We start from the raw sequence: 24,050 nt of genomic DNA, 5'->3' as shown, positions 1-24,050 counted from the left end.
GATTCGATGTTTATTGATTGAGAACAGGAGCTGCGCCATCAATTATCCGATGGCGCCTCCATATGTTTGAGGTTATTTGATGTCAGCGGCTGAAAATCCGCATTATCTTCATCACTTGTTTGCATTTCCGCCGACGGGGCTTCTGCCTCTGCTGCCTCTGCTGCCGCCGCTTCATCCTCAGCTTCGTATTCCTCCGGACTCTTTGGTTCTTCTCCTTCCGGATTTTCCATGAGCTCCAGATTTTTATCAAAGCCTACCAGTTCTTTAGCTTCTAAAACAAAAGCCACCAACCAGACGACGGCACCAGCAACCAGAAAGCCTACCAGACTGCGTAGCAGCACCGTCATCAGGCGTACGTCACTGACTAATCCCGCCAAAGCAATAACCATAGCGGAAATAAATGCAAAAACTAACGACATACCTAATTTGAACAAGCTGCTTCACCTACTAATTGCATAAACATGATTAAATTTCTTTTTCACCTTTATCAATGGTCTTGACCTTATAGACACCGTCTTCCATATTGATGGAAACCGTGCGTCCATAAGTACCTCCTGTATCCTCAGCAATCAACCGGATATTGAGATCCTTGAGGATTTTCTTGGCGGCTTCGGCATTGCGTGCACCAACTCTCATGATATCCGTAGCATTCGCAAAAGCAAACATCTGCGCTCCACCAGCAATTTTCGCTACCAAACGGGAACGGGATGCTCCTAATGCCAATACATCCTTGAGCATCAGCGGAAGTCCCGTGTCTGCAAACTTTGCCGGATTATCCGTTGGACGCGCTTGTGTGCTGTCCGGCAGCATGATATGCAGAAGCCCCCCTACTTTAGCCTGTGGATCATACAGAGAAATGCCGATACAGGAGCCGAGACCATAGCTGATGATTGTGGACGGCGCCTGGCCTACTTTGTAATCAGCCATGCCGACTCGGATAAGATCTGCCATTTTACTCAACTCCCACCGCGTCAATAATCGTATTCAGGGAACCCGGATCCGGAACCAGGAAGAACTGACCATTAATCCCATCGTCCTCGGAAAGGAATTCCGTCTCGATAACCAGAGCCTGGTCACCCATCTGCCCCAACTGAGCCAATACAACATTCAGGATTGCCCCTGCCATATCCATTGCCAAGGCGGGAATAGACGGCAGCATGGTAATCTTGGTGAACGTGAAAAATGCATTCAGATAGGCACCGGATAAAATGTTGCCGATTTCCATGAGCGCAGACTCATCCATAAAATCGAGACTTGTGGTTGAGCCATGCGGTTTGCCCATGAGCGTGTCAACCAGATAGAAAGCACTTTTCTGTGGAAGCAGGAATAAGATGTTGCTTGGTGCTTTACCGTATACACGCAAAAAGATACCAACAACTACAGCATCCGGTCCACCAACCAGATCTGGTACAGCTTCCAACGGAACCAACGCCACTTTCGGCACATTCATGTCAATCCGGCGATTGATTACCTGCGACAGAGCCGTGGCTGAGTTGCCGGCACCAACATTGCCGATTTCCCGCAGAGCGTCAAGCTGGTTCGCGGAAAGATTCAATTCATCTGTCATAGTTGGACCCCTCTTTTTACAGGAATGGGACGTGCCTAGGCACGCCCTATTACCCTGATATACTCAAATTATTTGCCGTCACCAACGTTGCCAATAATCTCTTCTAGATTCAGCATGATAATCAGACGGCCATCAACATTGCCAATCCCACTTAGGAAACGAGAACCGCTCTTGTCATTGATTGCCTTTTTCGTATCTACCGGCTTACTGTCAATGGTCAGAACTTCCGTTACGGCATCTACCAGCATTCCCACATGAAGGTCATCGATATTCACGGTTACAATACGCGTATCATCCGTATAGGGAGTCTCCGCTAAGCCAAGGCGTTTCTTCAAATCAATAACCGGCAGCACGGAGCCGCGGAGATTGATAACACCTTTGATGAAGTCAGCGGAAAAGGGAACGCGCGTAATATCCGTGAGGTTACGAATTTCCTGGACATTCAGGATGCTTACACCATACTCCTCATCGCGAAGTTTGAAGGCTACTACCTGTCTGCCTTCATCCATCTCATTCATATTCTCTTCATTTGCCATCTCAGCTACCTCCTCTTACTGCTGCATCATCGTAGCGACATCCAGGATCAAAGCCACACGGCCATCGCCGAGAACCGTCGCACCGGAGAACATCTTGAGACCTGCAAACAGGTTGCCAAGCGTCTTGATAACGATTTCTTGCTGTCCAATCAGATTGTCAACCACAATACCTGCTTTAGCCTCGCCGGCATGGACAACTACGACAAAAATTTCATCCGAATCCTTGACGTGCGGTACCTGCAACGTCTCTTCCATGCGGATAATTGGGATGATTTCCCCGCGCAGGACGATAACTTCCTTATTCCTTACCGTCTTAATATCCTCTGGCTGAATGTTAATCGTACTATCAATCGAGCCAAGAGGAATTGCATACATCTCTTCCTGTACTTTAACCAGCATAGCCTGGATGATAGCCAGCGTCAGCGGCAGTTTAATCTTGAATACCGAACCTTCATCGACCTTCGTCTCAACATCGACATGTCCCGAAAGGGATTCAATCTTGCTGCGAACAACGTCCATCCCTACGCCACGGCCGGAAATATCCGTAATTTGCTCTGCCGTTGAGAAACCTGGCAGGAAAATCAGGCGAACTGCATCTGCATCATCAAGCTTGTCAGCCTCTTCCTGGGTAATCATGCCCTTCTCAACTGCTTTTTTACGAATCTTCTCAGCCGGAATACCTGCACCATCGTCGGTAACCATGATAACCACGTTGTTACCTTCATGACGAGCAATGAGTCCGACCTCACCAGTACGCGGTTTGCCTTTGGCTTCACGCTCATCCGGATGCTCAACACCATGGTCAAGAGAGTTGCGCAGCAAATGCATGATCGGATCGCCGATTTCGTCGATAACCGTACGGTCAAGCTCTGTCTCCTCACCTTCGATGGTAAGATTGATTTCTTTGTTGAGTTCCTTCGATACATCGCGTACCATACGCGGGAAACGGTTAAAGACTGCACTAACCGGGACCATGCGGACCTTCATGACGATGTTCTGCAAGTCCGTGGTTACGCGGTCCATCTGCTCCAAGGTTTCCGTAAGTTCTGCCAAGCGATGAGTCTGACCAATCTGCTCCAGACGTACTTTATTGATAACCAGCTCACCCATGAGGTTCATCAGCGTATCGAGTTTGTCGATATCAACGCGAACGGACTGACTCTGATGCGCTTTTTTCGGTGCCGCCGGTTTTGCCGGTGCTTTCTTGGCTGCTGCCGTTTTTGCAGCAGCTGGTGCAGCTGCTGGAGCCGGCGCCGGAGCTGCCTTCTTCTCCTCAGCTGCTGGTTTTGCTGCAGCTGGTGCATCCGGATCAATGAGCTCAACAACCAGCTTGTCAATTTCCGAAATGCTGCTCAAAGCTTCCTCAACTGCCTTGGTGTCAGAAGCCGTTACCACCAATACATCAAAGGAATGATCAAATTTTTCCTGTTCCAAAGCTTCTGCCGGCGGATCGGATTTGATTACATCACCGAGCTCATCGAGAGCATTCATAACCATATAGGAGCGTGCTGATTTCAACAGGCAGGTTTCCGACAGGGTAACCTGTACATGAATCCCCAGCAAGCCACCTTCCTTAGCCTGACGCAGCACGTCGCGGTCTACGTCGGTTAGCTCAATTCCCGCACTCGGCGCTGCTGCCGTTTTTTCAGCGGCAGCCGGTGCTGCTGATGCAGCTGCCGGTGCTGGCTCTCCTTTGGAGATAGCACTGAGTTTTGCCACCAAATCGGAAACATCGACAACATCCTCCGATTCACCATCCGCAACGCTGTTAATCATCTGTTCCAGGGAATCCAAACATTTAAACAATGTATCAATGATGTCCTCATCCAGCTTTAACTGCTCTTTGCGAATCAGATCAAGAACATCTTCCATTTCATGGGTAAGTTCGGCAATTTTATTGTATCCCATAGTTGCCGACATACCTTTTAGCGTATGTGCATTACGGAAAATATCATTGACAACTGATACATCCTCTGAATTTTCTTCCAAACTCAGCAAGCCTTCATTCAAAGACTGTAAATGTTCATGTGATTCATCCAAAAACATTTCCATATACTGATTTGTTTCCATTTGTATTCCCCCTATATCCTTTCTATCTCTTTACAGCCTCGACGATTGCCCCGGCAATATCCTGCAATGGGCGGACCTCATCAGCCAGTCCAGCGTCAACCACCGCCTTGGGCATACCATAGACCACACAGGTTGGTTCGTCCTGCGCGATACTGTAGCCTCCTGAAGCCTTGATTTTCTTCATGCCCTCACAACCATCCGAGCCCATACCTGTCATAATGACCGCTATGAGCTTGCGGCCTAACGGTGCTACCGAATCGTACATTACATTTACCGCTGGGCGATGATTTCCCACACGCGCTTCCTGACTCAACTTGATTCTACGTATCCCGCCATCGTCCTTGACCCGCAAATGAAAATCTCCCGGCGCAATATATACATGACCTGCCCGGATTTCCTCTCCATCCTCAGCTTCCTTAACCGAAATCTGAGCAATTGAATCCAACCGGTCAGCCAATGCCTTGGTAAATCCAGCTGGCATATGCTGGACAATCACGACCCCACAGGGAAGATTTCCCGGCAGCCGCGTGATTACATTTTGTAGTGCCTGCGGGCCACCAGTAGATGTCCCAATCACTACCAGCTTATTGCAGCGCCCAAGGTTTCCCACCACCATGGGAGTAGGTTTCCCAATAGAAGCTGGTACACTGCTTCGGCCTTGCAAGAGGGGATTGTTTCTCTTGCTGCCAAAAACGGGTTTCTGCGCTACTGGCTCGGCAGAAGGTGTCCCTCCCAGTTTCAGCCCTTGGCGCTTTGGCATCTCCACCCGCTTCATTACCGGGGTACCTGGATGCCCAGCTGCCCCATCTGTCTTTTTGGTAACTAAAGCTGTTTTCTGCACGCGCGCCTTGGCAGCCGCACGGCATTTTTGCAGGATTTCCTGCTCAATGCTGTCGATTCGCGAAATCGAACCTCCAGCTTTGCTGATAAAGTCAACAGCTCCTGAACCCAAAGCCCGGACGGTCGCGTCCGTTCCCTTTTGCGTCAGGCTGCTGAGCATAACCACTGGGATGGGGCACTCTTCCATAATGATTGACAACGCCTCCAGCCCATCCATTACCGGCATATTGACATCCAAGGTCAATAAATCCGGTTTTAGCTGCTTTACCTTGCTGACTGCCTCCTTGCCGTTCATTGCCGTTCCCAGCACCTCAAAATCCGGCTGTTTCCGAAATAAATCGGCTAAGACTTGGCGCATGAATGCTGAATCATCAGCAATTAAGACACGAATCATTCTGATCACCCCATTTAGTGGTTCATCATTCGTCATCCATTTTGATGCCCTTAGCGATTTTTTTCCGCTGAACATCAAATAAATAGTGAACGAGCTTATTGCTCACTTCACGAGAAAGATGTTGGAAAGATGCCCCGATATGATAGACCGTTGTACCGTCCTCACGGGAAATCGGCGTGCACCGAGCTACCAAACTCATTTGTTCAACCGGTCCCACGCCAGGAATGCCCTCTAGCGATAAAGCGGCCTTCGTTCCTGGCACCACTGGGTGGTCCAGCGCAAAACAAATGCCATTGCCACTGAGATCGACAATTTTTGCCGTCACAGTCGGCTTAATCGTGCCATCCCCCTCAATGAGCCGCACCCCAACTAAAAGATTTACCTTCACCCGGACAAACTCACGATTTTGATAACGCTCTACCTGTTCCGGCCAGGAAATATGCCATACCGGAATCCGCGCATCCATGCGGTCTGTATTATGGAAGGTAGTGAAAAAGCGATAACGGCATTGCCGCCCTACCGCCAATGCATAGAGCTTCTCACCAGTCCGTGGGATAATCGGCACACGTTTGATACTCATAGGCATTGCCACGATAAGCTCATCTTCTGTTAGTTCTTCAATTCGGCTTGCATAGCGTTCCTCACTGTCTTCGACATAAAACTCTACGCGCTGGCCAATCTTTAAGACTTCCCTTGCTTTTATTAATTCGCCCGCCATAGTAAAGTTCCTCCATGTTTAACGCGAAAAATCAAAAATTTGTCGCAAAAATCCCTTCCAACCTCTTTTTACCTTCATTCTGCTTCCGTAAAGGACACTGTTTGCCATTGCCTGGATACAACGAGCAGCCACGCTGCCTGGCTGTGCCGCCAAAAAAGGAGTCTGCCGTCGCACGGAACGCATCACCGCGGTATCTTCAAAAATATATCCCAGGCAGTCAATCGGCATATTCAAAAACCGCTCGGAGGTCTGCTGCAATTTCGCCACTACCTCACGGCTTTCGGCTTCATCGTAAACACGATTTACGACTAAACGGAGATTTTGCTGGGTAGCATACATGCTGTAGGCCTTCATAACCGCATAAGCATCCGTCAAAGCAGTGGGTTCCGGCGTCGTAACCAGCAATACCTCATCGGCAGCCAAGATGAAATCCATGACATTTTTGCCAAGACCTGCTCCCGTATCAATCAAGATTATATCAGCCAATTGGCCACAGCGGGAAAGTTTTTGCATAAGCCGCTGGCGTTCCTCATAGGTAAAGTCCGCCGCCTTCTCGATTCCTGAACCACCAGAAATATAATTGACTCCATAGGGTCCATACATCAAGACGTCTTCAAGCTCGGTACCATCCTCCAGCAGATTCAGCAAATGTTTTTTGGACCGGCTGCCCAAAATGACATCGACATTGGCCATCCCCAAATCCGCATCAAGAACCAAAACCCGCTGACCGGCCATGCCTAAAGCTATGGCCATGTTCACAGTGAGATTTGTCTTGCCAACGCCGCCCTTACCACTGGTCACGGCAATGACTCTTGCCCCCAAAAGGCTGCCAGACTGCAGATTCAAATTATCGCTTTTACGGGATATATTATATTCTGTTTTTCCGCCAACTAATTGGCGAAGACTCTGAGCCTGATCTCCCATATTATTCCCTCAATAATAGTTCAGCCAATTTTCGCGGCGTTGCCGGAACAATGTCGTCCGGCACGCTCTGGCCATTTGTCAGGAATGACAAAGCAATCTCTTTTTCCGCCAGCAGATTAAGAATCAAACCAACGCTGCTGGTTTCATCAGCCTTGGTGAAAATAACGCGGTCTGGATTGCAAACCGAGAATTTATCCAAAATTTCTGCGGCATCGCTATTTTTGGTTGTTGCACTCATTACCAGATGACGTTCGATATGGGAATTCACTGCCAGGAAATCCTGCAGCTCCTTCATCTGATAATCGTTGTGCTGGCTCCGGCCAGCTGTATCAATCAAAATCAAATCCTTATCCCGATGTTTGTGGATAGCTACTTTAAGTTCATCGGGGGTATAGACAATCTCCAAGGGTAAACCAATGATATCCGAATAAGTCTTTAACTGGTCAACAGCCGAAATACGATAGGTATCTGCCGTAATCAGCGCCGCCTTGATATTTTTCTCTAAGACAAACCGCGCTGCAATTTTGGCCAGGGTTGTGGTTTTTCCCACACCAGTAGCACCAATCAAGGCAACAATGCGAACCCCATGCTTATTCAGCGCAATTCCCTCGGAAAAATTCATGGTCTTACCCAGGTAATCAGCCAACACATCGGGGGCCTTTGCATCCAATCGATCCAAAAGCGTATCGCCAGCAGGAACCGACGCCGCCATATTTTTAACGATGTCCTCATCTACTTCCTGAAGACGCAGAGCTTCCTGGATGGAAACCTTTCCCTTCGGCTGTTCTTTCCCCATGACCTGAGCCAGCATTGCCTTCATCTGGGCCAGTTCATCTTCCAATTTCTGGATTTTTTCCGTATCTTCCGGATTTGATGTCGTTGAAGCCATTCCAAACTGTGCCATATCTTGTACTTCATCCTTTTGCTCAATCTTATGAACTGACGATCCCCCCATGGCCGCACCGTAATCGGATGCGGGAAAAGCCTGAGCAGGCTGCACCGGCTGTACTGGGGAAATATGCTGAAAGTTCGGGGCAGGAATTGGCGATTCTGCCATCTTCACTCCTACTTCGGTGCCATTCGTCTTATATTGCGATAATACCGAAGACGGCATAACCGGAGCTGCCGGAGAAACAATATCCAAGGTGCTTCCACTATTGACTGCCTTTTGTTTCGTTGTCACATTGCGTTTTGCCCGTTTTTTCAGAGCTGCATCCTCTTGGTCTTCAATCGCTGCTGTCACTTCTACGACCTCCGTGCTATGATATCCCAAGAAACCGCCTTCCCGATATTTTTTGGTATGGAGTATGACGGCATCAGGCCCAAGTTCTTCTTTAACCTGTTGCATTGCTTCTTTCATTGTTGGTGCTTTGACTACTTTTATTTGCACTTAGATCTTCACCACCCCAAGGATCTGAATTTCAACACTCTGTTCAATCTCAGCCTGGGACAATACAATCAATCCCGGCACAGAGCGCTCTACCAATTTGCGGAAATACAAACGAACTGCCGGACTGGTCAGCACAATTGGCTGATAGCCCATATTGGTAAGTTTCGGCAGCTCGTTGTTGAGTGCATTGACAAGATTCTGCAACGAATCCGGGTCCAGGCTGACATAGGAGCCATGGTCTGTGCGCTGTACGCCGCCAGCAATTCGGTTTTCCAAAGCCGGATCCAGCGTAATGCAAGGCAACGTGCCATTCTGTACATTTTGCTGGGTAATCTGACGCGCCATTGCATGTCGAACATACTCCGTAAGGATTTCCGTATCTTTGGTTGCCCGGGCATAATCGGACAACACCTCAAGAATGGTCGCCATATCGCGAATCGAGATGCGCTCACGCAGCAAGTTGGCCAATACCTTCTGGATTTCGCCCACACTCATGAGGTCTGGAACGACTTCGTCCACCAGGGCCTGATTGGTCTTCTTGAGATTGTCCACAAGGTTCTGGGTTTCCTGACGTCCCAGGATTTCATCGGCATGTTGCTTGATGACCTCTGTCAGATGGGTTGCCAAAACCGATACGGCATCGACTACCGTGTAACCATTGAGCTCCGCCTGTTCGCGTTCATTCTCGGGAATCCAGAGTGCTGGCAGGCCAAAGGCTGGTTCCGTCGTCTCGATGCCCGGAACCTCTTCAAATACGGTGCCGGAGTTCATAGCCAAATAATGGTCCAGCATCAGCTCACCCTTGGCAATTTCAATGCCCTTGAGCTTGATGATATAGGCATTCGGTTTAATCTGAATGTTATCGCGAATGCGAATCGTCGGCACCACGAGACCGAGTTCCAGAGCACATTGCCGACGAATCATAACGATACGGTCAAGCAAGTCACCGCCCTGCCCGGTATCAACCAAGGGAATCAGCGAGTAACCAATTTCCAATTCCATTGGGTCCACCTGCAAAAGGGAAACGATATTTTCCGGCGTCGTCGCCTTCTTCTTTTCCTGTACCTTCTTCTCTTCCTTCTGGGTTTCCGCCTTTACCTCGGTTCCCTGCCGCAGGAGTCGACCAATAAAGAGGCAGGCAATCGACAAGGACAAAAACGGGATTCCCGGTAAACCAGGGATAATCGCAAAGAACAGCAAAACGCCCGTCAAGATGAAAAAGATACGGTCATTGCGAAACAGCTGCCCCACCATGTCGCTGCCGATGTTGCCTTCAGCACCTGCGCGCGTAACGATAAGGCCCGTTGCAGTCGAAATGAGCAGGGCTGGAATCTGGCTTACCAGGCCCTCACCAACGGTCAGCAGGGTATAAGTCTGCAATGCCTGGGCAGCATCCAGATTACGCTGCATCATACCGATGATAAAACCACCAGCGATATTGATGAACATGATGAGAATTGCCGCAATGGCATCACCTTTTACAAACTTTGAAGCACCATCCATGGCACCAAAGAAATCAGCCTCATGCTGAATCTTTTCGCGGCGAATCTTCGCCTCGGCATCGGTGATGGCCCCCTGATTGAGGTCAGCATCGATAGACATCTGCTTACCGGGCATAGCATCGAGGGTGAAGCGTGCGGATACCTCTGCGACACGCTCAGAACCCTTCGTGATAACGATAAAGTTGATGGCAACCAGGATGACGAACATGATAAAACCGACAACTGGATTACCACCGACGACGAAATTACCAAACGCCGTAATAACCTCACCGGCATAACCATCCAACAGGATAAGTCGCGTAGAAGAAATGTTGAGTGCCAACCGGAATAATGTCGTAATAAGCAACAAGGATGGGAATATCGATAAGTCCAATGCTTCCTTGTTATAAATAACTGCCATCACCAGTAGTAACGCAATGGTGATGTTCAAGCAAATCAACATATCCAGCAGCAGCGTCGGCAGCGGAATAATCATCATGACAACGATCGTAATGATAGCCACCGCAATCATTACGTCACTGTATTTTTGAATAAAACTGCCCTGTCCAAAAACATTGGAAGGGGCAGCTGCCTGTGGTGCAGCCATAAACGACTCTCCTTATATCTAATCAACTAAAAACAAATGGTATCCGTTTACGCCCGGCGGCGGTGTTTCAAGCGGTATACATACGCCAGCACTTCGGCCACCGCTTGATAAAGCTCCGAAGGAACCATATCCCCCACTTCAGCGCCTGCATAGAGGGCACGAGCCAACGGGCGATTTTCCACAATGGGTACCTTAGCATCCCGGGCAATTTCCTTGATGCGCTTCGCCACCAGGTCTTGTCCCTTTGCTACAATAATCGGAGCAATCATGCCTTTCTGATATTGTAAAGCTACCGCGAAGTGAGTCGGGTTGGTGACAATGACATCTGCCTTGGGAACCTCTTGCATCATGCGGCTCATGGCCATCTGACGCTGTTTTTGCTTTATCTTACCCTTAATCTGCGGGTCACCTTCGGTCTGCTTCATTTCATCTTTTACTTCCTGCTTGGTCATTTTGAGGTCCTGGGTTGTCTGCCATTTCTGATAACCGTAATCCAAAATACCAAGAACAATGATAACGCCAATAACCTGAAACGCCATCTTAAAGACAATGTTGGCCACCTGTCCCAGACTGGTGGCTAAGTCAAAGTAAATAAACTGAGGCATAGCCAGCAGCTGTTCGGATAAAAAGCGAACCAAAAAGTAACCGATAATGGCAATCTTGAACAAGGATTTGACCAGCTCAACCAAGGAACGCTTAGAAAAAATACGGCCAAAGCCATTGATGGGATTGAGTTTATCCGGCTTGAAGCCTATGGATTCCGTATTGAAATTCAGCCCGACCTGGAAGACATTGACTGCCAGACCGACCAGCAGAATCGCAAACATAATGGGCAAAGCCGTTTGCGCCATCAACTCAATGATGCCGATGAATATACGAACGATATTTTCCGTATCTACCGGCTGATTGGGATGCGTAAACACATAGGTCGTATAGGCGGCAATCGCATGGTAAATATGTTCCCATAATACCTTGATGACGAAAAATCCCACCAAAAGGACAAAGGCGGTATTGAGTTCGGTACTTCGACCGACTTGGCCCTTTTTCTTCGCGTCTGCCCGCTTCTTAGAAGTCGGTTCCTCAGTCTTATCGCCAGCAAAGCGCTGAAGGTCAAATACGAAGGAACTTCTATTGTAATGCCTGTAATGCAATTGTGATATTTCCATACATTTCATTGAACAGCACATCCAGGAATAACACATAAAATGGCAGTACCATCGATAAAATAAGAATACCAACAGTAAGCTGCATCGGAATACCGACGACAAAAATGTTCATCTGCGGCATCGTGCGGGCCAAAATACCCAGCCCGACATTTGTCAGCAAAATCGCAAAGGTCACGGGCATGGCAATCTTCATGCCCGTCAGGAATATGCCAGTAGTGAAATTCGCAATAATCAACGGCAAGGATAAGGATGGTTCCATGGATAGCAGCGGAACCATCTTAAAACTCTCAAACAAGGCATCAATAAGCATATGATGCCCATTTACCACCAAGAACACAATGACGGTTAAATTATAAAGAAAACTTCCGATAAGCGGCATCTGCTGACCGGAAGTTGGATCCATTACATTTACAATGGCAAAACCGACCTGCATATCCATTACCTTACCGGCCATCGTAATGGCCGCAAAGGAAATATAAGCCACAAAACCAATAAGCCAGCCGATAAACAGCTCGGATAAAACCGCAAAGGAATAGGCCCATATTGATGCTGGTGCATGAATATCCGAAAAATTGTCGATTACCGGAAACAGTACAATAGCAAAGGCCAAAGATGCTGCGGCACGAAAATACACAGGGATATTCAGGCTGCCAAAGAACGGAGAAATAACGAATATCCCGCTGACCCGGGTCATCAGAAGCATAAAAACCGCTGCATGCCCCTCTAAAAGATCATAGAAATCCATTATTCACTCCTTCAGCCAATATAGGATGGCAAATTGACCAAAACATTCGTCAAGTATTCCACCATAATACGAAGCATCCACGGGCCAAATATCAAGATAGCCACAAAAACAGCAATGATTTTGGGGATAAAGGCCAGCGTCTGCTCCTGAATGGAAGTCGTTGCCTGAAACACACTGACCAAGAGACCAACAATCAAGCCTAGTCCAAGCATAGGTGCGGAAACCAGCATAACGATAAACAAGGCCTCCTGTCCAAGCTGGACCACCAGATCTCCCGACATTGCAACAAACCTCCTCATGCATCTCCTCAGCTACTTAAAGCTGACAATAAGAGACTTAATCAATAAATGCCAGCCATCCACCATGACAAACAGCAAAATCTTAAACGGCAGCGATATCATAACTGGTGGCAGCATCATCATGCCCATAGACATCAAGGTACTTGCTACAATCATATCGATGACGATAAAGGGCACATAAATCATAAAGCCAATCTGAAATGCCGTCTTTAGCTCACTGATGATAAAAGCCGGAATCAACGTAAACGTTGAAACATCTTCCGGCCCATCGGGGCGCTCGGCATCGGATAAATTGACAAACAGCGCTAAGTCCGATTCACGTGTCTGCTTAAACATGAACTCGCGGATTGGCGCCGCCACATTGTCCAACGCCTCTTCCTGGGTAATCTGCCCAGCCATATAAGGTTGGAGTCCATTTTCATTTGCCTGCCCCCAATAAGGAGCCATGATATAAAAGGTCAAAAACAATGACAAAGCAATTACCACCTGATTAGGCGGCACATTCTGTGTTGACAGTGCATTGCGCAAAAACCCAATAACGACGACAATTCGCACAAAGGAGGTCGTCATAATGAGGATTCCTGGCGCAAGTGTCAATATCGTCAGCAGTGCCATAACCTGCAGCGTCACAGCGACATCCTGCGGTTTATTCGACGATCCCACATCCACATTGACTGCAGGAATCAAAGGCGCTGCCAAAGCGTCATTGGTCATAAATAGCAGGAGGAACAAGCCCCCCAACAGGATAAGAACATCCCGACGTTTCAAGCGCCTACAACCCCTTCTCGTTTCTTTTCATACATTCAGAATCAACCATACCGTTACTTGCGGAAAATCGGTGGAACCTTCTGGACAAAATCCGAAAGGGCACCAAATTGCTGGGAAAACATCTCGGGAACCTTCAGGCCGTTCTGCTCCTCACGATGAAGGCGGTCAATCTCATCCATGTCGGTAATTTCGGTCAAGAGCGTTATCGAATGTTCCGTAACCCCCAGCATGAACACACGGCCGGCCATCTCCATAATGCAAACGGAGCGATTCGGCCCCAATGGCAAATGGGATAAAATTTTCCCGCCATACCCCATTTTCTGCTGGGCAAAATGCCCACCGAGAAAACGAGCAGCAAAATAAGCCAGCCCCACCACAAAAATAAATATGGCAAAAAGGCTGACCAAATAAGCAATTGTCGACCACCAGGAAATCGACGATGGCTTAGGGTCGGTATTCTCATATCCAGACAGATACCCGCCCTTGGCTACTTCTTCCGCAGCCAGGGCAGGATCCATCGTGAACAGAGTAACCAGTATCCCTACGACACACGCCAATAGAATATATTTTCTCTCCATTAGCCTACTGCTTTACGGACAGCCTCCAGAACACGATCTGCCTGGAAGGGCTTAACGATAAAGTCACGGGCACCGGCCTGAATTGCTTCAATAACCATTGCCTGCTGGCCCATAGCACTGCACATAACGATCTTGGCATTCGGGTCAACTTTTTTAATCTCTTTAACGGCACTGATGCCATCCATCTCCGGCATCGTAATATCCATGGTAACAAGATCTGGTTTAAGCTCCTGATACTTCTCCAGTGCTTTCATCCCATTCTCTGCCTCGCCAACAACTTCATAGCCATTCTTCGAGAGAATGTCCTTAACCATCATTCTCATGAATGCCGCATCGTCAACGACCAAAACTCGTACTGCCATGTTTCATCTCTCCTCATCTTTAAAGAAATCATTCGACTTGGTTCAACTTTAACTTAATTATATAAGAAAGTCCATTGGTAGGCAAGAGCACCTCTTGGCCTAGCTTCAGCTCCTCAACAGATTACTGAAGTTTTGCAGCTCGCTCTGCCGGACTTGCTATCTCGGTAATACGAACACCAAAGTTCTCGTCGATGACAACAACTTCGCCCTTCGCCAGGAATTTACCGTTGACTTGAATGTCCACTGGCTCGCCAGCCAATTTCTCGAGTTCTACGATTGAACCGTTCGTAAGCTCGAGAATCTCTTTGATTGATTTTTTCGTGCGTCCCAGCTCTACTGTTACGGAAAGCGGCACATCCAGGATTAAGCCGATATTAGCGTCATTTACCTGAACAGGCTGCATATTAAGCGGCGTGAACTGTGCCGACTGTACTGGGACATTGGTTGCCACATGCGGCTGCATTGCCATGCCATAACCAGCGGCTGGAGCTGCTGCCATCGGCGGTGGTGCCGCAGCTGGTGCTGCCGGAGCAGGTGCCGGAGCCGCAGCCGGTGCAGCTGGCGCTGGCGCAGGTGCTGGTGCTGGAGCTGGCTCTGGTTCTTCTTCTGCCGAACCATTTGTCAGCGACTCAACCATTTCCTTCGCCACCGATACCGGAAGGATTTGCATAATTTCGCTGTCAATCAGTCCATCGACTTCCATGCGGAAAGACGTACGAACTACCGGCTCATCTTTGCCTACTAATTCCGTAATCTTATCCTCACTGCCAAAGTCAATGAGATTTACCTTTGGCGGGGAAATATCGATTTTCTTGTTGAACATCGTAGAAAGCGACGTTGCGACGGTGCCCATCATCTGATTCATGGACTCGCCAACAGCGCTCATTGCGATTTCATTGATTTCCGTATCGGGATTCGTACCATCGCCGCCCATCATGAGGTCCGCGATGATAGCCGCATCCTGTGCCTGAATGGCCAGAACATTGTTGCCATCTATACCAATCGTATATCCGACCTCCACAATGAGGTACGGCATTGGATACTGCTCCTGAATGATGCTCATGGTCGCAACCGACACCGTCGGCGTCGTGATGCTTACCTTGTGCCCCAGTAATACCGAAAGGGTTGTTGCAGCACTCCCCATCGATATATTACCGATTTCCCCTAACGCATCCTTTTCGACATCTGTGAGTACATCATCGAGCTGAGATGAACTACTGTCTGCGGCAGGTTCAGCTGCTGCCTCCGACTCTCCCGCGGGGGCTGCATCGCCTGCGTCCGGTATAGCGCCGCCGTTCAGCAGGGCGTCAATCTCCTCTTGCGAGATCATATCGTCACTCATCAGTATCTTCATCTCCTTCGTTAATTATTTTTGTAATCTGTACTGCCATTTTCTTGCCGGAAGTACCCGGTCGACAGTAGAATTTGGGCTTATGCCCCACCATGCAGAGTAAGTTGTCATCCACCTTGGCATCCATTTGCAGGACATCTCCAAATCCAAGTGTTAAGAACTCATTTATTGTGATGTCGACACTGCCCAATTGGACTACAAAGGGCACTTCGGTGCGCTCAATCTTTTTCTGCAGTATTTTGACCTGTTCCGGGTCATCATCTTTGGATACCGATGAGGCCACCCAGAAGGTTGTGGTCAACTTGGACATGACCGGTTCCAATACCAGATACGGAATACAAATATTCATCATGCCCTCAACATCGCCAACCTTCATTTGAATCGTGACGATAACGACCATGTCGCTTGGCGGCACGATCTGGGTAAACTGAGGATTAGATTCTGTTGCTTCCAAACTTGGGCGGAACTCCACCACATTGGACCAGGCCTCCTTTAAATGCCCCATGGCGGTGTCGATGAAGCGTTTCATAACGACTTCCTCAATTTCCGTCAGGACGCGAGGCTTTATTCCCGTCTTGCCTTCACCACCGAAAACACGGTCGATAAAGGCAAAAGCGATTTCCGTATTGACTTCCAGGATGATATTTCCCTTTAGCGGCGGAACCGCCAGAATGCTGATAACCGATGGATTTGCCAGGGATTGAACGAACTCCTGATAGGTGAGCTGTTCGACCGACGCTACCTCAACATTTACCAAAGTACGCAGGTGCGTAGACAAATAGGTATTCAGTAATCTGGAAAAACTCTCGTGAAGCATGAACAAGGTTCGAATCTGATCCTTGGAGAACTTGTCCGGCCGCTTGAAATCATAGGTCTTTATTTTCTTTTGTTCTTCGTCTGCTTTGACTTCTTCTGCGGATACTGTTCCGTCTGACAGTGCTGAAAGCAGTTTATCTATCTCAGATTGGGATAGTACGTCATCTGCCAACCTTCGTCCTCCTTCCTGCTATACTTTTCTCGTCTTACTGGAGCAGGAAGCTTGTGATATATACATCGTAGACCGAACCTGCGCCGAGCTTCGTATTGAGTTCATCTTTGATTTTCTTTTTAAGCTCGTCCTGTTTATTCGCATCAAACTCATCGAGTTTGGCGCTTCTAAGGATTTGCATCGTAGTATCAAGGATTTTCGTCTCAGCCATCGGCTGGAGCTTTCCTTCAAGAATATTATCCTTCTTGCCAGGGTTCATCTCAAGGACGATACCTGCCTTTAAGAACTTACCTGCTTTCTGGCCACCTACGTTGACCATGATTCCCTCTTTTGCATCTCCCAGTTTGATGAAAACCCCCGGGTCATGATGCTCACTGACTGACTCCGTGGCAGTATCCTTCATCATCTTTGTAGTAATAACAAACGAGATACCTGCTGCCAGCACAAGACCAACCAGAACCAGAATTACCACTAAGATAATCGGTGATTTTTTCTTCTTTTCTTCTGGCGCAGCTTCTGTTTCCTTCTGTTCGTCTGCCATCTGATACTCCTCCCATAAAAAGCTACTTTCTCATTATACCAAGAGTTTATAATTTGTCTACATCAAAATTGATGCAAGGCACGGCGATACTTCATAACTCTACGCACGATTTCATCCATCGGCTCATCAACGATGAACTTTTTGCCGTTTGTCAAAGTGACAACAGTATCAGGCGTTTCCTCTATTGTCTCTATTATTTCGGCGTTCAGTACAAATTCTCCTTTTTTATTTGTACGGGAATTAAATTTTGTGAGTTTAATCATGAATGATCCATCTCCTTGCCTTTCTGCAATACATCTTCATTCTCTTAAAATTCGTCATTCATTCCTATTTTCCCTTTTATTTTTTTCTCTTTCTCTAAAAATCCTGCAATATTTTTCAGCAAACACTAATCAATGAACAAAGGCCGATGTATTTTCATACATCAGCCTTTTTCTAAATCACTTCGTTATCAGCGTTTCATATTAATCATGGTCTCAAGCATCTCATCGCCCACCGTGATAATCTTGGAATTGGACTGGAACCCGCGCTGGGTAACAATCATATCCGAGAATTCGTTGGCGATATCGACGTTGGACATTTCCAGTGCCGACGGCGTAATCGTTACACCTAAGTCAGCAGCCGTCTTGATGTTAGCCGTACCAGAGTTGTTGGACTCCTGATACAAGCTATTGCCAGTTTTGAGCAAGCCCGAAGCATTCGTGAACTGAGCGATAGCTACCTGTGCCTCAGCCTGCTTGACACCATTGGTATAGGTACCCGTGATGATACCCGAGCTGTCAACCGAAACACTGGAAAGCGTACCGGCAGCATTACCGTTAGCCTTGCCATTGATCGTGCTGTTACCAGCATACTGGGTAAGGGAATCCATAACCAGCGTAATGCTCTGGGAAGCCTGGGCACCATTCTGCAGCGTCAGGTCGACACTGCTAGAACCACTATCCAACTTGCCATCTGTAGTAAACTGAAGGATCGTATCCGGCATGGTGATAACCGTTTCACTGCCATCCTCTTCTTTAATCGTAGCTTTACCCGAACCATCCGTTGCCACCGATACGGTCCACTGGTTGCCTGTGGTGCTGTCAGTTTTCGTCTTGGTAAAGTAAACCGGAATGCTGTGTGCATTGCCCAGCGTATCATAAGCCGTCAGAGTCGTCGTCACCGGCAGGCTGTTGCCTACCGCATACTTTCCAGAGGTTTCGGTAACCTTCGAGCCATCACTCATCGTAAGGGTAACTGGGTTGCCAGAAGATGCGGTAGAATCCTTCACATACGTCTTACTGATTTTCGTGATAGCAGTCTCCAGACTCATCGATGTAATGGTGGGTGCCGGCGTTGCCGTGCCATAAGAATCACCAACTGTAAACGAACCAGATGAAGGAGTCACGGTCGAACCATCACTCAATGTCAATGTGACCGTGTTGCCCGCAGCTACTGTAGCTGCGCCATCGGCAGCCGTCGTATAATTCTTCTTATAATTGCCACCGACAATGTACGAACCCGACTTCAAATCAACCGGATTGCTTCCGTCTGCCGTCTCTAAGGAAACAGGCCCCTCGTCCGTTGCCGTGACACTTCCCTGCGAAGCCGTCGTATATTCCGTCGTTCCCGTAGTTTTGTTTTCTCCACCACTAATCGATTTAATGGTTAAAGCTGCTGCATTAAGGTTATTGGCATACGTAGCAATACTAGAAGCAGCTGCCGCCATGCTCTTGCCGGCAGCAATCTGGATATTGCCAGCTGCACCGGAAGTATTGATGGTACCATTTTCGCCCATCCAGCCCTGTACAAACAAGCCAGAACCTGGCAGAACGTAGTTGCCTTCTGCATCGAATTCAAAAGCGCCATCACGCGTATAGTAACGCTGGTTGCCATTATTTACCACAAAGAGGCCATTGCCCGAAAGGCACAGGTCCGTATTCTTACCGGTGGACTGTACCGAACCATCCGTAAAAATCATGTCAATAGATGCCACACCAGTACCAAGTCCAATCTGCTTCGGGTTCGTACCACCAAGATTACCATTTGGCGAAGAGGCTCCTGTCATCGTCTGCGACAGGGTATCAGCAAAGGTGGTACGACTGGATTTGAAGCCAGTCGTATTTACATTGGCAATATTATTGCCGATGGTATCCATACGGGTCTGATGAGATTTAAGTCCGGATACACCGGAAAAAAGCGAACGCATCATAATGAATTACTTCCTTTCCTTACATTGAAAGTCATCGTCATTCATTGATAATGCAATCCTAGGCAGCGTCTGTCATTCGGCTGCCTGAAGTCTCCGTTAGGTCCAACTTCAAAGAATTGCTGCACTATCAATATTCGTTATTATATTTTCATTTCCACGCGTGCCATCCATGGCTGTTATCACGGTCCGGTTCGTCACACTGACCACCAGTGCCACATCTTTCATATAGACGAGCGATTCCCGTGCTCCCTTTTGAGCCAGTTTGTCGACGGTGTTATCAAGTTTTTCTAAATCTGTATCACTGAGATTGATATTCCGTTCCTGCAGCCGATTCCAGGCATGGTGGGAAAAACTCACCTTCTTTTGGGCCTCACTGAGAATATCCCCAAAGGTGATATTTCCACTACCATGCTGAATCTTCTGCTTGCCGGCCGTTATTGGATTTAGGGAGAGGATAGGCTGCGTGTTGAAGTATATCCTTGAATCAGCCATTGTCCGATTCCTCCCATTCAAAACGCCTTGAATTATTTGCTATCCTGGATACCTTCACCAATGCGGGTGATATCCCCGATAGCAACCTTATAAATCTTGTCACCGCTCTTGGCAATGACAGTCGGCGAACCATCCGAAATGCTTACGCCGGAAACCTTACCCTCAAGCTTTGTGGTAGTCTTCGTCTCTTTGCCATCGGCGTCCGTAGTAGTCGTAGTGACTGCCCACTGAACATCCTTACCAATCATGCTGCTGAGCTGACCGACGAGAACCGATGTGTCAATGTTGCTAACCAAATCCGACACATTCTTGAGTCCATCCGATACATTGGTCATCTGCTCCAATGCCGAGAACTGCGCCAATTGGGCAAGGTACTCGCCGTTATCCTGCGGATCGAGCGGGTCCTGATATTTCATCTGGGTAACCAACAGCTGCAGAAATGCATCTTTTCCCAAGGCGGAATTATCCGTTTTATTGGCAGCCTGGGATGCCTCATAGGCCTCAGCCGTCATGGTTACGCCACCCTTAGTAACGGTGTTGAGTACGTTTGACATAGTTATTTCACTTCCTATCTTTAAATGCGATAATCTACGCCATCCGTAGCGTTTGCAGCAGCTCCCTGAATAGCTGCTGCCGAAAGGTTATCCGCCTCATCGGCATAATCCTCTGCATCCATGGAAAGGATTCGAACATTGCCGCTATGATTTCCCTGCTGATTCTGCCAAGCCTGCTGTCCCTGGTCTTGTGGAAGCTGTCCATCAGCCAGACCAGCATAAACTTCCACACTGTCCACTTTAAGTCCCTGATTGTTTAACTCCTGACGGAGCTGAACAAGGGAATTTTCGATGACTGCACGAACTTGTGCATTATCGCTGTGGAAAGATGCATTAACGGAACCATTCTGGGTAACCGAAACCTTCAGCGTAAGTTCGCCCAGATGTTCCGGATTCAGCTTGATTACCATTTGCGTATCCGCTGCTCGGCGAATCAAGCGGGCCTGGTCAACAATCTGTCGAGGAATGTCAAAGTCTGCCTGGGGCTGCTGTACTTTCTGTACGTCAGCCGGCGCTGCCGTCCCCGTAAGGGTTTCCTGCAACTGCTGCTGGAAGGGGCTAACCGTCTGAGTATTCCCATTGGCAGCAGTTTGCGCCTGAGGCTTATCTCCCACTGCCTCTTCAGCCAGCTGCTGAACCATCTTGCCACTATTAGCTACATTTATCTCAACAGCTTCCTGCTGTTTTCCCTGCTGATTTTGCGGGTTCTGCTCTCCCTGCTGCATCATAGCCTGTTTGGCATCCATGTGGATCGGTGCCGGAACTGCTTCATTCTCCACCGAAACGGTCACATCCGGAAGGAGTTTCGATATCGGCTGGGAATCCTTTTCGGCGGTGGCTAGCTGTGATACTGCCAGCACCTGTTGCGGCGCACGCAGGTCACCAACTGCCAGATTCTCAGCAGCTGCTTCCTGCAAATTCGGCTGTCCCGTCAAGTTTTCCAAAACGGAAGCTTGGTTCGGCAAGTTTAACGGCTGTTGTCCTCCCTGCTTAACACTAAGGAGTTGTGCCTCCAAATTGGTTGTCGGCTGCATTGGCTGAACGGGTGCGTTGCCAGCGTTATCGGCGCCCCCTTGCGGAGCCGGTTTGCTTTTCAGCTGCTGTCCCGACAGCATTGCCAAAAAGTCCCGATTTTTAAGCCCCTCTTCTTCTGACTGCGGGATAAGACTCTGCAGCTCCACTGCCTTCGGCGCCTGCTTCTGTACTGGGGCCACCAGTTCCGCCTGCGCTTCTTCTGAAAAGTCCAGCTCCACTACCGGCATATCCGACTGTGGCATCGCCAGCTCTCCCTGTTCTGGCGTTATAGCTGCCAACTGCTGACTTGCCGCAATCACTGCTGCCAGCGGATCTTTTGGCGCTTCATCCATGACATCGCCATTATCTGCTGCGCTTTCCTGGGAATTATCAACGACTGCCTTGGTTATAGCATTCTGAACGTCCTTGTCGATTTTTTCCAATGCCTCACCGAAGGAATCCTGGTTGGCATCTTTATCTGCAGCCAAGGTGCTCTTCTTTCCCGATACATTAGGTGCTGCCTGAGGCACAACGGCCATCAAATTCTTTGTCTCCACACATTTCACCTCCTTACATAGTATCTATCGTTGAGAATCTGCAATCTCTTAAATTAAATTTCGCTATAAACAAAAAAAATCCTTCCTTATACAAGGAAGGATAACTATTTATGGATTATTTCCCTCGGAATTTTCACTGTTCGCTTTGTTCTGCTGTTCTTCTAGCATCTTGCGAACGTCCTCTTCCGTACTCATTTTCTTCTGAGTGCCCTCATACATAATTTGCGTCAGGCGGGCTGTTTTGGATGCTTCAAATTCTGCCATCACCTTGGCAGCATTGCCCTCATCCATACGCTGAAGAATCGCAATGCAAAGATCGTCATCCAGGGCATCCATCGCCTCAGCAGCATCACGCGGCTTCATTTCGTTATACAACCGCGCTAGTTTGGATACGCGTTTTTTTTCAGCTGCCTCGCGCTCTTTCATCTGCTTCTCGATTTCCTTCTTAGAAATCGTTATCTTCTTGGACTGTTTCTTATCATCCTTATTGGGCTTGACATCTTCCACCGGCGTATTTTCCATCTCATTTTGAGAAGGAGCCGGTTTTACAAAATACTGACCGATTACTGGTAATTTGTAAAGGCCAAGTTTTTCATTGGCTTCCTGCGTATCAAATAGCCGCAGATAGATGCCCAGAACAAAGCCACCGATAATAAGTACCAGCAACAGGAAGAGCATCAGCAGCAGCTTTGCTATTTTCTTTCCTTTTTTCTTTGGCTGTTCATCTGCCATTATATTACCTGCCTTTATCTATAATTCCACTGTTCATCCATTCGCGATTAACGATAGATATCCAGCACCTTGTTAACGTAATTCTGTGTCTCGCGGTATGGAGGAATCCCACCATAGTTCTTTACAGCGTTTGGCCCAGCATTATAGGCAGCTACTGCCTTGCGGATATCCCCATCAAAGGTATCCAGCATCTGACGGAGGTACTTGGCACCGCCCTCAATGTTGGATTTCTTGTCGTATGGGTTGACCCCCAATGCAGCTGCCGTATCCGGCATAAGCTGCATAACACCAATTGCCCCAGCCGAAGAGGTTTCATCTTGATTACCGCCAGATTCAACTTCTGCCACCGCAGCCACCAATTTCGGGTCCACATTATACTTGCGCGCTGCCTCATCAATCAGCGTCGACAAGCTCTGATCCGCCAAGGGAAGACTCTGGTTTACCGAATAAGATGGGTAGGAATTCTTCGACGACGACGAAACATAATTCCGTGCCTTGCCACTGGATGTTATGGGGGAATAGGAGGGCACAGCCTGATTTTTCTTGGCCGGTATAACTGCCGTTGAAGCTGTCTGCGCCTTATCCGCCTGCTCAGTCTTCTGAATCTCCTTCTTGAGGGTATTCTGAAAATCCATCCCTGGAACCCCTCTTGGCATTCCGAATCGTTCCTGGAGTTGTGCAATCCGGGCTTGTACCGCTCTTACCCCTGATAAGTTTATCATAAAGCTTCCCCCGCTTTCCTTCTCATGGTCAACTGCAGGCCAATCTCATCGAGCATTTTCTGCTCCTCCTGCATTGCTTCTTCCTTGTATTCCTGAAGCCGTTTCTCCTTCAACTGCTCAATGCTCTTCAGATAACTCATGACGTCCATGAGTTCCTTCAGTTTCTTCTGCCGCTCGTTTCGCATCTGCAGAAGGATTCCCTGCTGCATTTCAATCTGCTCACGCTTCCAGGCAAAAAAACTGTTAAAGGTCATCAGTCGTCCCACGGTCACTTTCGTGCCCTCCGTGGATAGCGCCTCATATTCTTGCTGCCCCTGCTGCATTTCCTTCAATAGTCCATCCAACGCCCCACGGGCCTCTTCAACTTTTCGGGATGCTTCTGCAAAGGCAACTTCCGCATCTTCTTTTTTCATGCGGGTGACTTTCAGCAGCGTTTCCAGTTGGAATTTGAACTTCTTCATTC

The 24,050-nt window shown here is 48.3% G+C and carries 27 protein-coding genes; all 27 read right to left on the bottom strand.

Translation table 11 applies throughout. The annotated features are described in order from the left end of the window. Positions 1-38: 38 nt before the first annotated feature. The 27 genes from BLQ36_RS05410 to fliJ all read right to left on the bottom strand — a co-directional run bounded on the left by BLQ36_RS05410 (position 39) and on the right by fliJ (position 24,048). Positions 39-434, bottom strand: coding sequence for a hypothetical protein (locus BLQ36_RS05410; protein WP_074514433.1), 396 nt, complete (start codon positions 432-434; stop codon positions 39-41). A 31-nt stretch (positions 435-465) separates the two neighbouring features. Then, positions 466-951, bottom strand: coding sequence for a chemotaxis protein CheD (locus BLQ36_RS05405; protein ID WP_033169890.1), 486 nt, complete (start codon positions 949-951; stop codon positions 466-468). 1 nt (position 952) lies between these two features. Further along, the gene (locus BLQ36_RS05400; protein ID WP_033169889.1) at positions 953-1,567 is read right to left on the bottom strand and encodes a chemotaxis protein CheC; all 615 of its coding nucleotides are present in this window, start codon (positions 1,565-1,567) and stop codon (positions 953-955) included. A gap of 68 nt (positions 1,568-1,635) precedes the next feature. After that, positions 1,636-2,103 (bottom strand): chemotaxis protein CheW, encoded by a 468-nt coding sequence (locus tag BLQ36_RS05395; protein WP_033169888.1) that lies wholly within the window; start codon positions 2,101-2,103, stop codon positions 1,636-1,638. Positions 2,104-2,118: 15 nt separating this feature from the next. Next, positions 2,119-4,173, bottom strand: a complete 2,055-nt coding sequence (locus BLQ36_RS05390) for a chemotaxis protein CheA (protein WP_074514432.1) — start codon at positions 4,171-4,173, stop codon at positions 2,119-2,121. 22 nt (positions 4,174-4,195) lie between these two features. After that, a complete protein-coding gene (locus tag BLQ36_RS05385) occupies positions 4,196-5,407 on the bottom strand; it encodes a protein-glutamate methylesterase/protein-glutamine glutaminase (RefSeq protein ID WP_074514430.1) in 1,212 nt (403 codons plus the stop codon). 25 nt (positions 5,408-5,432) lie between these two features. Further along, positions 5,433-6,125, bottom strand: coding sequence for a flagellar brake protein (locus BLQ36_RS05380; protein ID WP_074514429.1), 693 nt, complete (start codon positions 6,123-6,125; stop codon positions 5,433-5,435). An 18-nt stretch (positions 6,126-6,143) separates the two neighbouring features. Next, the gene (locus BLQ36_RS05375; protein ID WP_074514427.1) at positions 6,144-7,049 is read right to left on the bottom strand and encodes a MinD/ParA family protein; all 906 of its coding nucleotides are present in this window, start codon (positions 7,047-7,049) and stop codon (positions 6,144-6,146) included. 1 nt (position 7,050) lies between these two features. After that, entirely contained in the window at positions 7,051-8,439 is a 1,389-nt protein-coding gene (gene flhF / locus BLQ36_RS05370; protein WP_074514425.1) for a flagellar biosynthesis protein FlhF, read from the bottom strand. Beyond that, positions 8,440-10,527 (bottom strand): flagellar biosynthesis protein FlhA, encoded by a 2,088-nt coding sequence (flhA, locus tag BLQ36_RS05365; protein WP_074514424.1) that lies wholly within the window; start codon positions 10,525-10,527, stop codon positions 8,440-8,442. Between the two features lie 47 nt (positions 10,528-10,574). Continuing rightward, entirely contained in the window at positions 10,575-11,693 is a 1,119-nt protein-coding gene (gene flhB, locus BLQ36_RS05360) for a flagellar biosynthesis protein FlhB (protein ID WP_074514519.1), read from the bottom strand. Next, a complete protein-coding gene (gene fliR / locus BLQ36_RS05355; RefSeq protein ID WP_074514422.1) occupies positions 11,656-12,438 on the bottom strand; it encodes a flagellar biosynthetic protein FliR in 783 nt (260 codons plus the stop codon). The genes flhB and fliR overlap by 38 nt, the downstream gene beginning before the upstream one ends. An 11-nt stretch (positions 12,439-12,449) precedes the next feature. Next, entirely contained in the window at positions 12,450-12,719 is a 270-nt protein-coding gene (gene fliQ / locus BLQ36_RS05350) for a flagellar biosynthesis protein FliQ (protein WP_033169880.1), read from the bottom strand. 30 nt (positions 12,720-12,749) lie between these two features. Then, positions 12,750-13,451 carry a flagellar type III secretion system pore protein FliP gene (gene fliP / locus BLQ36_RS05345; protein ID WP_051635210.1) on the bottom strand — a complete coding sequence of 234 codons (702 nt, stop codon included), beginning with the start codon at positions 13,449-13,451 and terminating at the stop codon, positions 12,750-12,752. A gap of 107 nt (positions 13,452-13,558) precedes the next feature. Further along, complete coding sequence (gene fliO / locus BLQ36_RS05340; RefSeq protein ID WP_074514420.1) at positions 13,559-14,083, bottom strand: flagellar biosynthetic protein FliO; 525 nt, start codon at positions 14,081-14,083, stop codon at positions 13,559-13,561. Then, positions 14,083-14,445, bottom strand: a complete 363-nt coding sequence (locus tag BLQ36_RS05335) for a response regulator (RefSeq protein ID WP_014423701.1) — start codon at positions 14,443-14,445, stop codon at positions 14,083-14,085. The genes fliO and BLQ36_RS05335 overlap by 1 nt, the downstream gene beginning before the upstream one ends. Before the next feature lie 121 nt (positions 14,446-14,566). Beyond that, entirely contained in the window at positions 14,567-15,787 is a 1,221-nt protein-coding gene (gene fliY / locus BLQ36_RS05330; RefSeq protein ID WP_074514418.1) for a flagellar motor switch phosphatase FliY, read from the bottom strand. After that, a complete protein-coding gene (gene fliM / locus BLQ36_RS05325; RefSeq protein WP_074514417.1) occupies positions 15,780-16,784 on the bottom strand; it encodes a flagellar motor switch protein FliM in 1,005 nt (334 codons plus the stop codon). Before fliM ends, fliY begins: the two co-directional genes overlap by 8 nt. A gap of 34 nt (positions 16,785-16,818) precedes the next feature. Then, complete coding sequence (gene fliL / locus BLQ36_RS05320) at positions 16,819-17,325, bottom strand: flagellar basal body-associated FliL family protein (protein ID WP_074514415.1); 507 nt, start codon at positions 17,323-17,325, stop codon at positions 16,819-16,821. A gap of 62 nt (positions 17,326-17,387) precedes the next feature. Continuing rightward, a complete protein-coding gene (locus BLQ36_RS05315; protein ID WP_033169874.1) occupies positions 17,388-17,588 on the bottom strand; it encodes a flagellar FlbD family protein in 201 nt (66 codons plus the stop codon). A gap of 188 nt (positions 17,589-17,776) precedes the next feature. Further along, the gene (locus tag BLQ36_RS05310; RefSeq protein WP_074514412.1) at positions 17,777-19,516 is read right to left on the bottom strand and encodes a flagellar hook protein FlgE; all 1,740 of its coding nucleotides are present in this window, start codon (positions 19,514-19,516) and stop codon (positions 17,777-17,779) included. A 108-nt stretch (positions 19,517-19,624) separates the two neighbouring features. Further along, complete coding sequence (locus tag BLQ36_RS05305; RefSeq protein WP_074514411.1) at positions 19,625-20,008, bottom strand: TIGR02530 family flagellar biosynthesis protein; 384 nt, start codon at positions 20,006-20,008, stop codon at positions 19,625-19,627. 32 nt (positions 20,009-20,040) lie between these two features. Beyond that, on the bottom strand, positions 20,041-20,562 hold the full coding sequence (locus BLQ36_RS05300; protein WP_074514409.1) for a flagellar hook capping FlgD N-terminal domain-containing protein: 522 nt from the start codon (positions 20,560-20,562) through the stop codon (positions 20,041-20,043). Between the two features lie 20 nt (positions 20,563-20,582). After that, positions 20,583-22,133: a flagellar hook-length control protein FliK gene (locus tag BLQ36_RS05295; protein WP_074514408.1), complete on the bottom strand. Its 1,551-nt coding sequence runs from the start codon at positions 22,131-22,133 to the stop codon at positions 20,583-20,585. Positions 22,134-22,241: 108 nt separating this feature from the next. Then, a complete protein-coding gene (locus BLQ36_RS05290; protein ID WP_074514406.1) occupies positions 22,242-22,865 on the bottom strand; it encodes a MotE family protein in 624 nt (207 codons plus the stop codon). A 47-nt stretch (positions 22,866-22,912) separates the two neighbouring features. Beyond that, complete coding sequence (locus BLQ36_RS05285) at positions 22,913-23,587, bottom strand: lytic transglycosylase domain-containing protein (RefSeq protein ID WP_074514405.1); 675 nt, start codon at positions 23,585-23,587, stop codon at positions 22,913-22,915. After that, a complete protein-coding gene (fliJ, locus tag BLQ36_RS05280; protein WP_074514403.1) occupies positions 23,584-24,048 on the bottom strand; it encodes a flagellar export protein FliJ in 465 nt (154 codons plus the stop codon). The genes BLQ36_RS05285 and fliJ overlap by 4 nt, the downstream gene beginning before the upstream one ends. Between the last annotated feature and the right edge of the window lie 2 nt (positions 24,049-24,050).

It is taken from the genome of Selenomonas sp. WCT3 (assembly GCA_900100835.1).
GTDB lineage: Bacteria > Bacillota > Negativicutes > Selenomonadales > Selenomonadaceae > Selenomonas_A > Selenomonas_A ruminantium_E.
This window is presented reverse-complemented; position numbering and strand designations above follow the sequence as displayed.

Bases quoted from the DNA above. Each gene is read 5' to 3' on its own strand.
- BLQ36_RS05405 (WP_033169890.1), bottom strand. From the start codon at position 951: ATGGCAGATCTTATCCGAGTCGGCATGGCTGATTACAAAGTAGGCCAG.
- BLQ36_RS05400 (WP_033169889.1), bottom strand. From the start codon at position 1,567: ATGACAGATGAATTGAATCTTTCCGCGAACCAGCTTGACGCTCTGCGG.
- BLQ36_RS05395 (WP_033169888.1), bottom strand. From the start codon at position 2,103: ATGGCAAATGAAGAGAATATGAATGAGATGGATGAAGGCAGACAGGTA.
- BLQ36_RS05390 (WP_074514432.1), bottom strand. From the start codon at position 4,173: ATGGAAACAAATCAGTATATGGAAATGTTTTTGGATGAATCACATGAA.
- BLQ36_RS05385 (WP_074514430.1), bottom strand. From the start codon at position 5,407: ATGATTCGTGTCTTAATTGCTGATGATTCAGCATTCATGCGCCAAGTC.
- BLQ36_RS05380 (WP_074514429.1), bottom strand. From the start codon at position 6,125: ATGGCGGGCGAATTAATAAAAGCAAGGGAAGTCTTAAAGATTGGCCAG.
- BLQ36_RS05375 (WP_074514427.1), bottom strand. From the start codon at position 7,049: ATGGGAGATCAGGCTCAGAGTCTTCGCCAATTAGTTGGCGGAAAAACA.
- flhA (WP_074514424.1), bottom strand. From the start codon at position 10,527: ATGGCTGCACCACAGGCAGCTGCCCCTTCCAATGTTTTTGGACAGGGC.
- flhB (WP_074514519.1), bottom strand. From the start codon at position 11,693: ATGGAAATATCACAATTGCATTACAGGCATTACAATAGAAGTTCCTTC.
- fliR (WP_074514422.1), bottom strand. From the start codon at position 12,438: ATGGATTTCTATGATCTTTTAGAGGGGCATGCAGCGGTTTTTATGCTT.
- fliQ (WP_033169880.1), bottom strand. From the start codon at position 12,719: ATGTCGGGAGATCTGGTGGTCCAGCTTGGACAGGAGGCCTTGTTTATC.
- fliP (WP_051635210.1), bottom strand. From the start codon at position 13,451: ATGACCAATGACGCTTTGGCAGCGCCTTTGATTCCTGCAGTCAATGTG.
- fliO (WP_074514420.1), bottom strand. From the start codon at position 14,083: ATGGAGAGAAAATATATTCTATTGGCGTGTGTCGTAGGGATACTGGTT.
- BLQ36_RS05335 (WP_014423701.1), bottom strand. From the start codon at position 14,445: ATGGCAGTACGAGTTTTGGTCGTTGACGATGCGGCATTCATGAGAATG.
- fliY (WP_074514418.1), bottom strand. From the start codon at position 15,787: ATGAGTGACGATATGATCTCGCAAGAGGAGATTGACGCCCTGCTGAAC.
- fliL (WP_074514415.1), bottom strand. From the start codon at position 17,325: ATGGCAGACGAACAGAAGGAAACAGAAGCTGCGCCAGAAGAAAAGAAG.
- BLQ36_RS05315 (WP_033169874.1), bottom strand. From the start codon at position 17,588: ATGATTAAACTCACAAAATTTAATTCCCGTACAAATAAAAAAGGAGAA.
- BLQ36_RS05310 (WP_074514412.1), bottom strand. From the start codon at position 19,516: ATGATGCGTTCGCTTTTTTCCGGTGTATCCGGACTTAAATCTCATCAG.
- BLQ36_RS05305 (WP_074514411.1), bottom strand. From the start codon at position 20,008: ATGGCTGATTCAAGGATATACTTCAACACGCAGCCTATCCTCTCCCTA.
- BLQ36_RS05300 (WP_074514409.1), bottom strand. From the start codon at position 20,562: ATGTCAAACGTACTCAACACCGTTACTAAGGGTGGCGTAACCATGACG.
- BLQ36_RS05290 (WP_074514406.1), bottom strand. From the start codon at position 22,865: ATGGCAGATGAACAGCCAAAGAAAAAAGGAAAGAAAATAGCAAAGCTG.
- BLQ36_RS05285 (WP_074514405.1), bottom strand. From the start codon at position 23,587: ATGATAAACTTATCAGGGGTAAGAGCGGTACAAGCCCGGATTGCACAA.
- fliJ (WP_074514403.1), bottom strand. From the start codon at position 24,048: ATGAAGAAGTTCAAATTCCAACTGGAAACGCTGCTGAAAGTCACCCGC.